The organism is Stenotrophomonas sp. STEN038, assembly GCF_056759895.1.
This window is the reverse complement of record NZ_JBRRDW010000001.1, coordinates 48,729-62,230: the sequence shown is the minus strand read 5'-3', so window position 1 is coordinate 62,230 and position 13,502 is coordinate 48,729. Positions and strand designations below refer to the sequence as shown.

The 13,502-nt window shown below is 59.1% G+C and carries 19 protein-coding genes; 3 read left to right on the top strand and 16 right to left on the bottom strand.

Annotated features, from left to right (window positions below; genetic code table 11):
- Positions 1-19 precede the first annotated feature (19 nt).
- The gene (locus ACVOLS_RS00365) at positions 20-1,522 is read right to left on the bottom strand and encodes an SPFH domain-containing protein (RefSeq protein WP_481543952.1); all 1,503 of its coding nucleotides are present in this window, start codon (positions 1,520-1,522) and stop codon (positions 20-22) included.
- A gap of 323 nt (positions 1,523-1,845) precedes the next feature.
- On the opposite strand from ACVOLS_RS00365, the gene ACVOLS_RS00360 reads away from it, so the two are divergent.
- The gene (locus ACVOLS_RS00360; RefSeq protein WP_481543951.1) at positions 1,846-2,451 is read left to right on the top strand and encodes a hypothetical protein; all 606 of its coding nucleotides are present in this window, start codon (positions 1,846-1,848) and stop codon (positions 2,449-2,451) included.
- A gap of 29 nt (positions 2,452-2,480) precedes the next feature.
- On the opposite strand, the gene ACVOLS_RS00355 is transcribed toward ACVOLS_RS00360, so the two are convergent.
- Positions 2,481-2,936 (bottom strand): macro domain-containing protein, encoded by a 456-nt coding sequence (locus ACVOLS_RS00355; protein ID WP_481543950.1) that lies wholly within the window; start codon positions 2,934-2,936, stop codon positions 2,481-2,483.
- A gap of 6 nt (positions 2,937-2,942) precedes the next feature.
- A complete protein-coding gene (locus ACVOLS_RS00350) occupies positions 2,943-3,200 on the bottom strand; it encodes a hypothetical protein (RefSeq protein ID WP_481543949.1) in 258 nt (85 codons plus the stop codon).
- 163 nt (positions 3,201-3,363) lie between these two features.
- Between ACVOLS_RS00350 and ACVOLS_RS00345 the strand changes: the two genes are divergently transcribed.
- Positions 3,364-3,777 carry a hypothetical protein gene (locus ACVOLS_RS00345; protein WP_481543948.1) on the top strand — a complete coding sequence of 138 codons (414 nt, stop codon included), beginning with the start codon at positions 3,364-3,366 and terminating at the stop codon, positions 3,775-3,777.
- Positions 3,778-4,234: 457 nt separating this feature from the next.
- Here the strand turns inward: ACVOLS_RS00345 and ACVOLS_RS00340 are convergent, their stop codons facing one another.
- From ACVOLS_RS00340 to ACVOLS_RS00305, 8 genes are all read right to left on the bottom strand, one after another.
- On the bottom strand, positions 4,235-4,657 hold the full coding sequence (locus ACVOLS_RS00340) for a hypothetical protein (RefSeq protein WP_481543947.1): 423 nt from the start codon (positions 4,655-4,657) through the stop codon (positions 4,235-4,237).
- Positions 4,658-4,944: 287 nt separating this feature from the next.
- Entirely contained in the window at positions 4,945-6,141 is a 1,197-nt protein-coding gene (locus ACVOLS_RS00335; protein ID WP_481543946.1) for a type II toxin-antitoxin system HipA family toxin, read from the bottom strand.
- Entirely contained in the window at positions 6,141-6,464 is a 324-nt protein-coding gene (locus ACVOLS_RS00330; RefSeq protein WP_481543945.1) for a helix-turn-helix domain-containing protein, read from the bottom strand. Before ACVOLS_RS00330 ends, ACVOLS_RS00335 begins: the two co-directional genes overlap by 1 nt.
- Positions 6,465-6,589: 125 nt before the next feature.
- On the bottom strand, positions 6,590-6,955 hold the full coding sequence (locus tag ACVOLS_RS00325; RefSeq protein ID WP_481543944.1) for a hypothetical protein: 366 nt from the start codon (positions 6,953-6,955) through the stop codon (positions 6,590-6,592).
- A gap of 366 nt (positions 6,956-7,321) precedes the next feature.
- The gene (locus ACVOLS_RS00320) at positions 7,322-8,032 is read right to left on the bottom strand and encodes a hypothetical protein (RefSeq protein ID WP_481543943.1); all 711 of its coding nucleotides are present in this window, start codon (positions 8,030-8,032) and stop codon (positions 7,322-7,324) included.
- Between the two features lie 171 nt (positions 8,033-8,203).
- Positions 8,204-9,040: a PDZ domain-containing protein gene (locus ACVOLS_RS00315; protein ID WP_481543942.1), complete on the bottom strand. Its 837-nt coding sequence runs from the start codon at positions 9,038-9,040 to the stop codon at positions 8,204-8,206.
- Positions 9,041-9,170: 130 nt separating this feature from the next.
- Positions 9,171-9,671: a hypothetical protein gene (locus tag ACVOLS_RS00310; protein ID WP_481543941.1), complete on the bottom strand. Its 501-nt coding sequence runs from the start codon at positions 9,669-9,671 to the stop codon at positions 9,171-9,173.
- A 108-nt stretch (positions 9,672-9,779) separates the two neighbouring features.
- Complete coding sequence (locus ACVOLS_RS00305) at positions 9,780-10,580, bottom strand: hypothetical protein (protein ID WP_481543940.1); 801 nt, start codon at positions 10,578-10,580, stop codon at positions 9,780-9,782.
- A gap of 130 nt (positions 10,581-10,710) precedes the next feature.
- Here ACVOLS_RS00305 and ACVOLS_RS00300 point away from each other — a divergent pair, with 130 nt between their 5' ends.
- Entirely contained in the window at positions 10,711-11,076 is a 366-nt protein-coding gene (locus ACVOLS_RS00300; RefSeq protein WP_481543939.1) for a hypothetical protein, read from the top strand.
- A 10-nt stretch (positions 11,077-11,086) separates the two neighbouring features.
- Here ACVOLS_RS00300 and ACVOLS_RS00295 read toward each other — a convergent pair whose 3' ends face one another.
- From ACVOLS_RS00295 to ACVOLS_RS00275, 5 genes are all read right to left on the bottom strand, one after another.
- Positions 11,087-11,608: a hypothetical protein gene (locus tag ACVOLS_RS00295; protein ID WP_481543938.1), complete on the bottom strand. Its 522-nt coding sequence runs from the start codon at positions 11,606-11,608 to the stop codon at positions 11,087-11,089.
- Positions 11,598-11,915, bottom strand: coding sequence for a hypothetical protein (locus ACVOLS_RS00290; protein WP_481543937.1), 318 nt, complete (start codon positions 11,913-11,915; stop codon positions 11,598-11,600). The genes ACVOLS_RS00295 and ACVOLS_RS00290 overlap by 11 nt, the downstream gene beginning before the upstream one ends.
- A gap of 320 nt (positions 11,916-12,235) precedes the next feature.
- Positions 12,236-12,658 (bottom strand): hypothetical protein, encoded by a 423-nt coding sequence (locus ACVOLS_RS00285; protein WP_481543936.1) that lies wholly within the window; start codon positions 12,656-12,658, stop codon positions 12,236-12,238.
- Positions 12,659-12,887: 229 nt separating this feature from the next.
- A complete protein-coding gene (locus tag ACVOLS_RS00280; RefSeq protein WP_481543935.1) occupies positions 12,888-13,148 on the bottom strand; it encodes a hypothetical protein in 261 nt (86 codons plus the stop codon).
- A gap of 210 nt (positions 13,149-13,358) precedes the next feature.
- Positions 13,359-13,502: a hypothetical protein gene (locus ACVOLS_RS00275; protein ID WP_481543934.1), complete on the bottom strand. Its 144-nt coding sequence runs from the start codon at positions 13,500-13,502 to the stop codon at positions 13,359-13,361.

Genomic DNA, 13,502 nt, shown 5'->3' with positions numbered 1-13,502 from the left:
TACTGCGGTTGTGCAGGAATCAGGCCTCGGCGGTGGCCTTCTGTGCGCCTGCTGCATTCTGCTGCTCGTCGTCGGCCGCGTCAGTTGCTTCACTCGCAACCGGCTCAGCACTCGCTGCCGGGGCTGCGGGGGCGGCCGGGGCCGGCTGGTCGCCGATGCCGACCACGCGCTCCAGGATGGCCTTGGCTGCCGGCGACTGGATCAGTCCTTCCAGCATTCCGCCCATGGCCTGACCGCCCTTGGGGGAGAGCAGGTCGGCGATGCCGGTGATGCCGTTGCTCACGTTGCTCCCGGTATTGGCGATCAGCTTCACATCCGCCTTTTCCAGCGCGGCGGCATTGGCAGTGCCAATTGCCTCGTTCGCTTCGATCTCGCGGTTGCCCAGCAGGTAGCTTTGGTATGCCGGGTTGGTTCCGATCTCTTTCGCCAGGGTGATCTGAGCATTCACCGGCGCCATCAGGCGGGCCTGCTCTGCAGCGCCGATCGCCTTACCTTCCGCCTCGACGCCTTCGGCGTGCTTCAGCTGCGCCGTCAGCTGGCCTTCTGCCTTCAACTCGACCTGACGCTTGTCGGCTTCAGCCTCGATGACAGTTGCTTCCTTGCGCGCCTGGGCGTTGATGATCGTGGTGCGTTGGTCCTGCTCGGCACGAACGATTTCGACGTCGCGGGCGATCTCTGCACTCTTGACGTCATTCACTCGACGCACTTCAGCATCGCGCTCCGCGGTCTTCGCCTTTTCGACCTTGATCTCCTGCTCGGACTGCTCTTGGGCCATACCAACAGCCTTGTCCTTCTCGGCAGAGCGCTTACCGATCTGCTCTTGGGCCTGCTGCCTGGACATCTCGATTTCACGGCCCGCTTCGATTTCAGCCATTTCAGCATCGCGTCGGTTGCTGGCCACAACCAAGCGACTCTCCCTGTCGATCTCGGAAGTGCGCTTCGCCATGATGTTATGGATGACGACGCTACCATCCGCATCGCGGATGTCGGTCAACTCGACCGACCTCATTAGCTCAACGCCCCAGTTTTTAAGCTGGTCACCGAGCTCCTCGCTGAATGCCAGGCCCAGCCGCGAGCGTTCGACCATGATGACGTTGATGTCATCCTTTGCCAGGACGGTGCGCACAACGCCTTGGACGATTATCTCCAACTGCTCGCGCAGTTCCTCGAATGTCGAAATGCGCTGGGCGGCAGTGTTCGCGTCCGAAATACGGAAGAACGAGAAGACATCGACCTTGAAGGGCACTCGGCCCGTATCGTATGCATCATAGTTGGCGAGGTTGACCTCGAACACCGACTGGGGCAGGACGATGACGCGCAGGCCAATGACCGGAACCCAGGCCGGCCAAGCGTAGTAGGAGTTTGCGGACTCATCCTTGCCGTACGAGGTGGTCAGCTTGCCCGTCTGTACGATATGAACTTCGTTGGTCGGAACGACACGGCGGAAGGCTACGGCTACCAGAGTGCCGATGAACAGGATTGCGGCGAGTGACGCGAGAGCGATAAGAGCGATGATGGGCATCTATTTCTCTATTAGTGATGTGTGGATGTCCGTACTGGACGTTGGCGTCCTTGCACGGGTCGATGTCGAGTCCTGGACCAGTTCCTCATTGGCCCAATAGGACGACCAGCAGCTTTTGGCTCTGGTGGATAGATGAAGGCTATATGCCTGGGAGCGCGGGCTTGCGCCCTAACCGCCGCGATTTGGGCTGCGGTTACGAGCAGTCCGCATTGGGAGGCGGTCCAGTCGCCGGCTGGGCCGACTTCACTTGAGTGCGAGGGGAGGGCATCCGGTGCATACAGGTCAGGGGAAGCACTCCAGAATGCAGATATCAGCCGTCGACATTGACGATTGATCCGGGCTTTGTGGCAACTGCAGACATCGGCAGATCTCGCGGGTGGATTGAGCCCCATCATTCCAAACTCGATGACCCGGAAAAGTTGCGCGAGCAATCAGGTGAATCCTGGCGCGCCTGCTATCACCGCGCGGCGTCGTTGCGCAAAGCCTTTGCAGGCCTGCGTCGGATCACCAACTGCGTCCAAATCGGCATGGCACATGAACGGCCGCTCGTTTGGTTGCGAGCACCAGTCCGCGTCGGAGGTGGTTGGGTCACAGGTGTTCGCGATGCTGCCCAGTCTGAAAGCGCATCCGTGGCACAAGCTGGCGGTGTCGATACCGTCGGCAAGCTGCACACCCTGCAGCGCTCCAACAAGGGACGGCATGTTGATCTTCTCGGCGGTGTAGGGATGCACACCACCTTCAGCCACAAGCATTGCCTGCGCATGCTCTCTGGCGTTATCTACAACCTGGTTGGCCAAGCCAATGAACTGTGCGAACAGATCGACGAAAAACTCCTGTCCCAGCTGGGCTGCCAGTTCGTTCAGTGCTTGGCGCCTGGCATCAGCGGGCGTAGATACCATCCTTCGGAGCGCAGCGGCATTTGCGCTTGATATCTCGTAAAAGTTGGTTCCTTCGGCGGTCATTTTTCCAACACAACCAGCGTGTGATTCAGGCCGCTCAGTGCCTCATCAATGATTGCCGAGATCTTGTTCCAATCGCCGCCGGCGTATCCCGCACCTATCATGGGGTATGCGATACGGCTCCCGTGCCACTCCCGTGCGATCGCATTGAATGCACGCGCCACAGCGTCGTAGTCGACCTTGATCCCCATACCTCGCCAGTCGTATTGCGTGTAAGCGTTGACGACCGTGAAAGCGAATCCTCCGCGCGCCACGACTACAGAGCTGAAGGCGCCGAGCTTAGATCTATCACCACGGCGGGTAGCCAAGTCGGCATCGTAGGCTTCAGGAAGCTTAGCCTTCACCTGCTTGGCAATTCCGGCGCCCATGGTGTGCATGCAGTTGCAGCCATGCACGATTACGTCGAACTTACCTTCCATTGCCATCTGGATCAGGTCACCTTTTACGATCTTCATTCGGGATCAGGCCTCAGTTTTGGTCGCGTTTGTGGGTTCGTCTTTGGCCTTTTTGCCGCAGGCGTAGCAATCGTAAGGGCCGCTTCCATCCGTGGCGTGGATGCCATCGTCGAAGCAAGTGTCGCAAGCGGCTTGGATCAGAAATGCATTCGTGATTTCGATCACCTCTCCTGCGGTGTACACGGGCACACTCAGCCCATCGCTGGTGGTCAGCGAGTGCGATGGCGTTGGTAGATCGGGAATTGATATGGAGGAAAGGCTCACGTGGCGTCCCCAATGTGCGGTGGAAGGTCAATTGCAGCAGGCCGCTCGCTCACAGAAAGTTGCTCTTCTGAAAGGAACGGGAGGCGGTTCCAACTTTTTTGAGCGGGCCTGATATGTACGTTGTTGGGGTAGCGCGGCTACACCCAAGCCCCGGGGAAGCGGGGTGAGCAAATCCGACGTGTCACATAGCCTGAAGATCATCCAGTTGGTATCGATCATCCCGTTGTCCCGTATGGGTTTCCCGGAAGAGATCTGTTGCAAGTATCAGCAGCTGGAGCCGGCTTACACCTTTACTGGCGATGAGGAAATTCGTAACTTTCAGCTCATCAAGCACATCGTGTGTGCTGCTGGCCTTCGCCATTTCGTCGTGAAGGATCCGGAAGGGATCATCCTTCGCGAGTTCACGCACCACGGATGCAACGAGGCATTCATGGCCGCGTGCCGATTCGCAGAAGAGCAAGGGAAGCCTTGGATGGTCAGCAACGGGCCGCTGTTCTTCGACCCACCGTCTGCTCGTTGTTGGACTACCCATCAGGTGGCCCACGTGGCCGAGATGCCCGTTGAGGGTGATGGCTAACCATGGGGATCCAGTTGCTATCGGTGCCAGCTTCAAGTCCTCGCCCCGTTGAGATCGTCCGCGCTCGTAAGGTGGCTGGGCTGACCCAAACTGAAGCGGGGGAGCTCATCCACGCATCCATGCGTGCATGGCAGCAGTGGGAATCCGGCGCTCGTCAGATGCATCCCGCATTCTTCGAGCTGTTTCTCATCAAGAGCGATCCGGCTCCAACAAGCGATTAAGCCCGCCACCGTAGGGGGCGTTTGGCGTTACATCATGGACTCGGCCTTGTTGATTACTGCCTGGCGATCCTCATCGCTCAGGCAGTCCAAGTAAGTCATGCGGCGCAGTATTTCAGGAGCTGACGGAGTATGGCTGTCCAAGTGGATTATGGATCCCACCACCTTCAATGCGTGCAGCAGGACCTGACGATCGGATAGTGGGCTGACCACATCATGATCCTTGTTCCCAGCCTCACTCATGTGCGTACGGGTAGCTGGCTTTGATCGAGCCGCAGCTCGAGCGCCCAGCGCACAAACGCCCGCATCATCACCTCTCGTGCGACTTTGTGATCGGTCACACCCTCATTTGCTTCAAGGAGAATCACCGGCGCGTGCCTGCTGATCAGCACAGCCGCGGTGTATGGGCTGTTGGGCTTGCCGCTAGACGGGCTGCAGTGGACAGCCAGGGACGCCGCCTTGGCGCCATTCGGTTTGAGTAGCAGCCATTCCTTACGCGTATCCTGGCGGGGTACTTTTCCGGCGGGATTGGCGTGCTGGATGTCGTGGAGGTGCATCGCCCGAGCCACCTCTCGTGCGGCGCAGTTGAGCGCCGATGGGGTCATGATGGCCTTCTTGTCCAAGGTGTCGGGCAGGTAGGTCAGCTCTACGTGGGCGGTCATTGGCTGTCGATTTCCGATTGCATCACAACCAGGCGTGCAAAGATCTAGATCAGGCCGACCGCCTTGCAACTGACGCTCAAAAAAAACGGCCCGGAGCTGCGAGTCCTTGGCCCGCGATCAGAGGTCCCCGTGCGCGCTGACCCCGATTCTTGGAGGTTAGGCGGCTGGAAGGCATGAGGAAACATCCCTCCGGCAAGAACTGTGAGGACTATCTAAGGACCGCGCATACTTCTTGCAGACCGTGCTTGACGGTCCGTCAAAGACAGTGCGACAGCGTCAGAGTCCGATCAGCCAGGGAGGCACCGGGCTTGCACGACGGCGGCGTCGCCGGCTGGCATCCCCAAGGAGAGCAGTCGCGCTTCCATACCGGCGACAGCGGTGGCGACCTCGGCCAGTACATCTGAAGCCTCGGCCTGCGAGAAACCGAACCGGTCAGCAGCGCTCAGGGCGTTTTTTATCGTCCTGGCCCGACCGTCTTGGCCTATGCCAACAGCCATCGAGCTATCGCCAATGCTGACCAAGTCGAATGTGGGGGCATGCCTCCAGGCTCCGTCGAAGAGCAAGCCGTGGTTCCGCAGGTGATCATCGGTGTTGGCGATGCACACGTTGAAGAGCATTCGGCGGAACAAGATGGCTAGAGCATCGGGGACACCTAGTTGCCGGCAGGTCATTCCCAGGCTGCTGTAGGTGAGCGGACCAGGGGGGATCGTAGCCGTTGGGCCCAGTCGCTCTAACGACAGCATGGCGTGGAAGCTCATGTAGTGCAGCGGGTGACCGTCGGCGCGATCAAAACGGCGCACGAGTAGCGCCTTACGGCCATTGAGGCTCACAAGGCGGTGATCCGGCACGTCAAGACCGGCAATGGATGCGATGGTCAAGCAGGCCGCCTCGAGGGTTGGGATGTCCATGGTGTCGGACTTCCTGGCGAACTTGGCGATCCATTCGGTACCGCCCTCAGTAACCAACACCTTTGGCCTTGCTCCGCCGAGACCGCTGCCGGCGTAGAAGACCTCTTCCAGCTCCGGCTGCTCGAGCTGGATACCGGCATCCACATCTCGCGCGGCTTGCTCGAGCTCGTTCAGTGAGACATGTGCGATCACTCTCCGCGGGGGCGATGGCTTCGTGCGCGATTGCGAGAAGCGCAGGGCCCCGGTGCCGCTTCCGCTGGTCAGGCGCAGGGCCTCGAGCGGAGACGGCAGCCCACCCCGCATGCGCTCCAACAGGGCCTTACCCCAGCCATCTGGGCCTGCGTCAGCCAGTACACCAGGTACGCCCTTGTTGACGGTGAAGTTCTTGTCGCCGGCTATCAGCGGAAGGTTAACCGGATCGAGTGCATAGCTTCGCGGCAGTTCGAGCCACTCTTTGGCGTAACGGAAGGTACCAACGCCATCGACCCAGCGGATCCGCCCACATATATCCGGTTCTGACTCCAGTCCGCCAGTCACAGCCAGTCGAGGCGCAAAGACGTAGAGTTCGCCAGTCATCAGAAGTCATCCTTGGCCGGCACGGCGCGGCTTGGCATGCGCTGACGGGCCAGGGTTTCGCCAATGGGGTCGTTGGCCAGCGCGGCCACCGCATTGGCGACCATGTTCGGGTCGAAAACGCCCAGTACCTCCAGCAGCACACCGGTCGGGACGTTCCCCGGAGACCTCTCCAGCTTGGCGATTACCCGGCGACCGACACCAGATCGCTCCCCCAGCATCTCCTGGGTGAGCAGGCGCTTTAAGCGGGCATTCCGAATGTGTTCCCCGAGGTCAGCCAACGCGGACTCAGTGGTCGGGGAAATGGCAGGCAGTGGCGCGGGCATGCGGCCTCCAATTGATTCTATATAGGTACACTGCGTGGCTGAGTATACCTATAAGAGTACAAATAAAGCGAGAGCAGGCCACTCTCGCCAGTTACCTTGCCTTATGCCGGGGCTGTGGGGGTCGATCAATTCCCCGCCGGGAAGGGGTTGATGACGGACGAAAGCGGCAATCGGCTGGCGATGGGTCGAAAGGTGATGAACACACGATCCTGATTGTCGGTCTCCATCCAGATGATGTCGCTACCGGCGCTCAGCACCTTGTTCACGGTGACGACCTTGTTGAACACCTGCAGCTCAATCCTAGTAGTTGCGGCCGGAGCGGGGTACTCGGCATCACTGTCGTCCGGCACTTCGATGCGGGTAATTTCCTCGCCATCGAGCATGGCGACAACGTTCCCAGCGGGACTCTCGTTGTGCAGCGCCTGGTAGATCGCATTGGCGATCATGGGCAAGGTGAGGGCCAGGCCTTCGGTGGGGGATTCTGCGGTCATCGGCTGTTCCGGGGATTGGTTGGATCCAGCCAGAATATCTGAAGCACCGGATCCACAAAGTTGGGCGCCGCACAACGGCAAGCCTGGCAACGGTTTTGATAGAACGTCCTGCAAGGATCATCAAGATAGGACAGGAGTCGAATGAGTACGCATGGGCCCGCACATGGCAGGAAGTGAGGGGGGCAATGCACGCGGCGTTTTGGTTGCCAGTGCCGAAGCCGAGATTTTTTATGGGAGCTTCGCCGACTCGCGCACCTCGTATCCAACGAATTCGCCCGAATTCTCCCTTACTGCATCCCAACCGAGGGTTTTTCAACCCCGGTTGTGACCTTCTTCGTTGGGGTCACGACGGGCGGGGGAAGCGTGTCAAGCTTGCGCGGATGATCCGCTTAGGTGGCTCATGAGCCCCTGGATCTGTCGGTGCGTCAGGTCGTATTGCTTGAGTGCGCGCATTGCAATGACGGCCCTCTCTAAGACGGCCAGATCGACGGCGGTTATTCCACCAGCATCATTGCACCAACGCTCCAGGTAGAGCTGAAGGGCTGGCTCTTCGGCAACGATGGCAGCTATCGATTCACGCTGGTCTTCCGAGATCGTCGTAGGACTGGTGTCGGGGAATACTTTGGACTTCAGATCCTCGATGCACTGCTGTGCTTGCCATGCTGCGCGTTTGGCCAGCTTAGGGATGCCAGCGACTGCGGCCAGAATCAGGCTGAACCCTACGACCTGCCAGGCCGCACCTGATAGAACGCCGCCGCCCGGCCGGCCAATCCAGAGGCCGAGCAGGACAGACGCCAGTCCGAAGCCCCCGACCCACAGCTGAGCGATGTGGAGATGTCGCAGGCGTGATGAATGCAGGTTCAGGCGTCCCGTCAGGTCCGCCAGGGTGGCGGCGTGCGCATCGGCGTACTCCTTCGCCAAGGGGCGGTGACTCTCGAGGTCCAGGATGGCCTGATCCACCGCCCTGCGAAGCGCCACGCGCTCATGCTGCTCCTGGCTCCCTAGCGCGGCTAGGCTGGCTCTGGATGTGCCATGGATTGTCACCAGGACACCTCCGTCGGGTTGCAGCACGATCATGTCCGGGCCATTGAAGCGGGCTCGGTACCGGTTCCCGTTCCAGTGGAGCGCGACCTGGCCGGCTCCAGTAGGAGCTTGGCTCCATGCGGCGGCAGCTACAGCGCGTAGCAGCTGGACGTCAGTCGGGGATAGAGCAGGAGAGCTGGTCATAAGGGCAGTGGCGATAGGAGGTCAACGTTCTTTCGTGGGGGCAGGCGGCGGAACGATGGGCTGCGGAGAGGCGAACACCTCCGGCGGCGGTGCGCCCTGCGCTGGCTGGCCAGGGCGGGGGTTCTTGATCACCAGAACCTCCCCCTTCCCCTTGACGGTGAGCCTGGCCGTTCCGTCCTGCAGCCAACCCATAAAGGTCAGGGCCATGTCCGACTGCTCGGCTGTGGGCATGCCACCGATTGCGGTGATCATGTCGCCTGGCCGCAGGCCTGCGCGTTCTGCTGGAGCACCCGACACCAGGCTATCGATGATGATGCCGACGGTCTTCGTCTTTCGAGTCGGTTTCTTGTAGCGCTCGATCCCAAGCATGTTGTGGTCGCCCTGGAGAAAGCGGCCCTCGGCGAGCGCTGCGATCAACTGCAGCAGAAGGTACTGATCGTTGTAGGCGGTGTTGCTGGTGAGCGCCACGGTGTTGCTGGCATTGAACATGTTCTTTGCCACGATCTCGGTCTTGGCATTGACCATCACATCCGGCCCCACCTGCGCCATTGTGAACGTCTGCCGGCCCTTGGGTTGCTGCCAGCCGCTATTGCCTTGGGCCATTTGCACGGCAACGGACTGCCACATGCCGAGCTCATACTCGAACACCAGGCTGTTGGCATCCTGGCGCACCGGGGTCATGCCTACCGGCAGGGTCATTCCGATGATGGCATTCATGACGTCCTGCGTGGACCGCCCCTTCACCATCACAACGGGCGAGGCCGTGCTGCCAAGGCGGGCAGGGTCAGCTGCCGCCGACCCTGTGGTGAGTGCGAGAACCAGGACCAGGCCGGCGATCATGCGGCGCGTCTTTGACATTGAATCCCTTCTATGTGGTCGACCAGCCGGGAGTGCTCCCATCGGCCTTATCTGCCTATGAACGATAATGGATGGACGCAGAGCCGAGACAGATGGGCCTCGGTTTGTAACCGCCGCCGACTTCCAGCGCTTAGACCGCTGGTTGAGCCTCCGGGTCGGCGGAATCCTTAGCCGCCTCCAGCACTGCTTTGATCAGGTCATCACCAATCTTTTGGGTGCTGGCTCTGGATCGACGCATGAGTTCGCTGAACTCGGGGCTGCTGGTGAACATCCAGGATTCGTCCATCAGGATCAGCCTGCCAGCTGGCAGACCCTCGGTCAGGGCTGGGAGCGGAGAGGGAAGCGCGTCCACTCCAAAATCGGCCAGATGCTGCACAACCGGGACGAGGTTCCTGCCGTTGGATGGGTAGTGGGCCGCGCCCAAGTGCCTGAGATGCTTGGCCCACACGCGTGCAGCCCTGCGACCGAATGAGGCACGAACGCCGGCCATGCTCCAGAGCGGAGGAACTGGGTACCCCCCCATGAAATCCGTGATCGCCTTCTCCAGCGAGGCCTGATCGCGGAACACGTGTGCGAATGCTCGCCTTACGGCGCGCTCAGTGATGATTCTCCGGGACTTTCGCTTGGTCATAGTGGCTTTCCAAAGGTTTACCCCGACAAGCAAAAGGCGTGCCGTGGCATTTGATAATTGGCGGGCACCGGTTGGATCTGCGACCTGTGCCCGCATGGAATGGCCCCCTCAGTCCATGTCGGATTTCTTGGCAACTTTCAGCTCCGCTGCGGTCATCGACCTGATGTCCTGGCGATTCCAGCCTTCCAGTTCCTCGGACAAGGCCACAATGGTTTCATCGCCGACACGGTCGAAATCCGTATCGCATGGATGGTCCATCTCCAGTTCGCCGTTGGCCATGTGATTGCCGACGACGAGGAGTTTGGACTCACCGGACAGCCAGTAGGGGCCAACCGGTGCCACCGTGCGTTGGCCGCTTTCAGCCTCGGCCTGGATGAGAGCCTCGCGAAGGGTGGCAAGCTGGTCTGCCAGCACCGCACAGCAGGCCTGGCCTCGCTTGGACCACAGGGCACGCACGACCTTGATGTCAGGAGCGGGTGCGGAAGAGAGCGGGGCATCGCGCACCGGACCACTGCGGTGGATGCTATCCAGCAGAGCCAGCTCAGCGTCGGTGAGGATGCGGAACTTCGGATCGTCCAGCCATTCGCGGAAATCATCCGTGGTATTCACGAGGGTCTGCAGTTCCAGGCCCTCATTATCGGCCGCGAACAGGTTGGTGAAATCAGGGTTGCCGTTGGCCAGCGTGCCAACGCGCTGCAGCTCGCCGAGGGAATGAACCATCGCAAAGGAAGGCGTTCGGCCGCTGATGATGGCCACACAACGGCCGGAGTGACGCTGCTCGGCTACCGTCAGGGCCATGGCCACCTGTTTGCAGGTGAAGTCGAACATGCCTAAGACGGCTACGCGGCGGGCAGTGCGGAGATCTTCGGAGACGTTGGTCATGGCGGCATTGGCGATTGGTGTTGTCACCAGTTAACCATCTCAAATCGTGCCGGAAAGTTGCTAGGTTCCGTACAACCAAGCACTTGGACAGCACCGCCAAGTAAGCTGGGCAGCGGCGCCAGAATGGACACATCAATAACCTGGACAGGGAGAAGGCATGAAGTTTGCCGACGTGAGGTTTAATGAGCTGAGCAAAGATCAACTACGGGAGTTGCCGAAGGAATGGGTTGTTCACCATATGGGCCGCCCTACACGATCCAAAATCATCAACGCCAAGCGCGCGATGCGGTTCCGATCGGCATTGATCGCCGCGCTGTGCATTTACACGTTTATCACGCAGGGATCGCATCTCCTGGCAGCTCTTGAGTTGTGTCTTATTGGCTATGAAATTGCTTACTACACGTTGCGGAAGGCCAAGTTGGAAGGCGACTACATCGATCAACTAAGAGCCTATACGGAGGAAACTAATAACCTCCATGAGTGGCCCACTCCCGGGGCTGCTGAAAGATGTGAACCTAGCTGATTCGTTACTTTCAACTGCTACTGCTGGAGATTGCAGTCCATGCTGGGAGTCCGTCGGGACGATCTACAGCCCACGTCACCTCGACATCGTTTTGACCATCCCGACAGAAGTTTACGGCTGATGTCTGGTGCGGGTGTCCCTGCAGGAGTCGTTGACCGTTGACTCGAACCAGCGCGCCAATGTTCATGGACATAACGCCAGCCAGCTCCTTGCACAATCCCTGAGGGATCCGAGCGACAGTAGCGTGCCGCATTGCGCCCGTAGAGGTGGGGAGCGGTGAAACGACATTCCCAGCAGGGTTGCATAACGATTTCGCGGCCGATGCTTCAACAGGCCCGTAAACGATGACTTGACTGTTAATGCTGGTAAGGATTTCCGCTTGTGAGTTAGCAGCGACAATGGCCGCGCATGCATCAGCAGACAGTGTTGCTTCGGGCGTCTGCGCATCCGATAGCCAGAGGAAGTTTTCAACGAAAACGGCGATTAAAATGGCGAAGCCAACAACCATGAACACTAGAGACTTAATGCGCATCCACATCCTCCACTGAGTCATCCATCCCGGCGGCGCGTCGTAATGCGCGGTTGGCCTCTACATCCGCAGGCTTTGGCTTGGGGCCAAGAATCCTGAGATAGACCGGAATGGCCATGATGATCGAAAAAACGAAAGCGCCAACAATCCATTGGCCAAGGGACATCGTGAGGGTGCCATCTGGAAGTAGCAGTCCCAATACAGTCAATACGGTTGTAACAAAGACGACCTGGATGCCAGCTTGAAGGAGGGCACGGCGCCTTTCAGCACGCCACAAGGTCATCATTGTCTTGTAGGAGGCGAGCTTCATAGGTTTGGGGTCTGGCTGCATTGATTGGTCTCAAGTGTTGGTCAAGGAGGATGCTGATTTGGAGCTGCACATTGCGGCGGTGTATCACGGCCACTGTGACCTTGCATCCGCTTGCATTGATCGAGTGGCAATTGATGAGCTATCTAGGTCGGTGGAAACCACTGTGACCATTTTAGGTGTGGGGAATCCGCTGGCATGTAGGGATGCGCCTGACATTCTGTATGGACTGACCTGACAGGCGCATCCTCCAGCTTCGCCGGCGCGCCTCTCTCCCCTGAATATGAGCTACGACTCTTGTAGTGTTTTTCTCGCGCACTTGCTTACCCATCATCACGCGGACATGCCCAGCTGCGGAAATGTTCGAGCTTCCGCTCGATCTCTGCTGCAGTGTCTCTGGTGAAGTCCACCCCAGTTGGTAGGCCCAAGTAGCTCTGGGCCAGCATCCCCCTCAATTTGGCGTTCTCACCAGTGACACTGTTGTGCCGCTCTCCGGGATTCTCGGCGATGTAGCGGGTCAGGTATTCAGTCAGCGCTAACTCGGAAATCGCGGTCCTGCCGAGGGCCGGCTTCAGGTTTTCCGAGTCGTCGCTTACCAACAGGCAGTTGTACAGGTGGTCATCCAAGACGCGATCGTAGAAGTCTTCCAGCTGCTTGTCGGTAACTTCCAGATCTGAGCCGACATTTTCCTTGTACAGCCGCCGGGCCACGGTCGTTGCGATGTAAGTGGTGCTGTGTACTCCCATGCGTATTCCTCCTACAGCATCCTTATGTCTTGATGAACGAACTCAGCGCGCCAAGAGCCGGCCGCGAGTGATGTGTATTGTTGACAGGTACGGCGGCCTAGCCACGCGAATAACTTCAATCATCCGGTACCGGTGGTGTCGCCGGTGATACGTTGATCAAGCGCATTGTCATTCCAGCACTTCAACCTTCCGCAGAAAGTTGCTGCTCTAGAGCACAACAGCAAGCTGCCTATTTTCTCAGGACAAAGATGGGCTCAACAGTGAATTGGTCGGGCGAGAGCCCTGAAGCAATCGCTGCATTGCGAGCGCCCAGGGCTGACGAACGACATAGATCGTGTCGGTAAGCAGCCCCGCCAATCATGACGATGTACCCGTGTGGCGCATTCAATGCCCGGGCAATAGCTTCGAGCCTGTCAGCGTTGATTTCCCCTTTTTCCCCAAGGCGAAGCCGTTTCGCGGCAGCCTTCAATGTCTCTTCAATCTCGCTCAAGTATTTCTCCCTCAATTAATGTCAAAACACACCCGTGTGCGGGTCTCTAATTTCTTGCCTTCATCGTCGGCCATGCGGCACCTACCACGCGTTTCCGTGCTGCGGTTCATGCCGACTCTTACTAAAGGAATGTCACCTTCACGGTGCTGTTGGCCCGAGGGAACCCGCAACCTGCATATCTTCTGGATCGGCATCTGTGTCGATACGCACCTACACGCCAAACTTGCGCCATTGCGGGATGAAATTGTTCGGCACTTCCGATTCAACAGGCGACAGCATGGCAAGGTTGCGTCCATGAAGTGCTTGGACTGCCTCTACAGTGTGCTCCGCCGGTCTTCCTGCATCTTTGGTCAT

Bases quoted from the DNA above. Each gene is read 5' to 3' on its own strand.
- ACVOLS_RS00330 (WP_481543945.1), bottom strand. From the start codon at position 6,464: ATGCCCGCGCCACTGCCTGCCATTTCCCCGACCACTGAGTCCGCGTTG.
- ACVOLS_RS00290 (WP_481543937.1), bottom strand. From the start codon at position 11,915: ATGAAGCTCGCCTCCTACAAGACAATGATGACCTTGTGGCGTGCTGAA.
- ACVOLS_RS00340 (WP_481543947.1), bottom strand. From the start codon at position 4,657: ATGACCGCCCACGTAGAGCTGACCTACCTGCCCGACACCTTGGACAAG.
- ACVOLS_RS00325 (WP_481543944.1), bottom strand. From the start codon at position 6,955: ATGACCGCAGAATCCCCCACCGAAGGCCTGGCCCTCACCTTGCCCATG.
- ACVOLS_RS00335 (WP_481543946.1), bottom strand. From the start codon at position 6,141: ATGACTGGCGAACTCTACGTCTTTGCGCCTCGACTGGCTGTGACTGGC.
- ACVOLS_RS00315 (WP_481543942.1), bottom strand. From the start codon at position 9,040: ATGTCAAAGACGCGCCGCATGATCGCCGGCCTGGTCCTGGTTCTCGCA.
- ACVOLS_RS00320 (WP_481543943.1), bottom strand. From the start codon at position 8,032: ATGATCGTGCTGCAACCCGACGGAGGTGTCCTGGTGACAATCCATGGC.
- ACVOLS_RS00310 (WP_481543941.1), bottom strand. From the start codon at position 9,671: ATGACCAAGCGAAAGTCCCGGAGAATCATCACTGAGCGCGCCGTAAGG.
- ACVOLS_RS00355 (WP_481543950.1), bottom strand. From the start codon at position 2,936: ATGAAGATCGTAAAAGGTGACCTGATCCAGATGGCAATGGAAGGTAAG.
- ACVOLS_RS00295 (WP_481543938.1), bottom strand. From the start codon at position 11,608: ATGCGCATTAAGTCTCTAGTGTTCATGGTTGTTGGCTTCGCCATTTTA.
- ACVOLS_RS00365 (WP_481543952.1), bottom strand. From the start codon at position 1,522: ATGCCCATCATCGCTCTTATCGCTCTCGCGTCACTCGCCGCAATCCTG.
- ACVOLS_RS00275 (WP_481543934.1), bottom strand. From the start codon at position 13,502: ATGACCAAAGATGCAGGAAGACCGGCGGAGCACACTGTAGAGGCAGTC.
- ACVOLS_RS00285 (WP_481543936.1), bottom strand. From the start codon at position 12,658: ATGGGAGTACACAGCACCACTTACATCGCAACGACCGTGGCCCGGCGG.
- ACVOLS_RS00300 (WP_481543939.1), top strand. From the start codon at position 10,711: ATGAAGTTTGCCGACGTGAGGTTTAATGAGCTGAGCAAAGATCAACTA.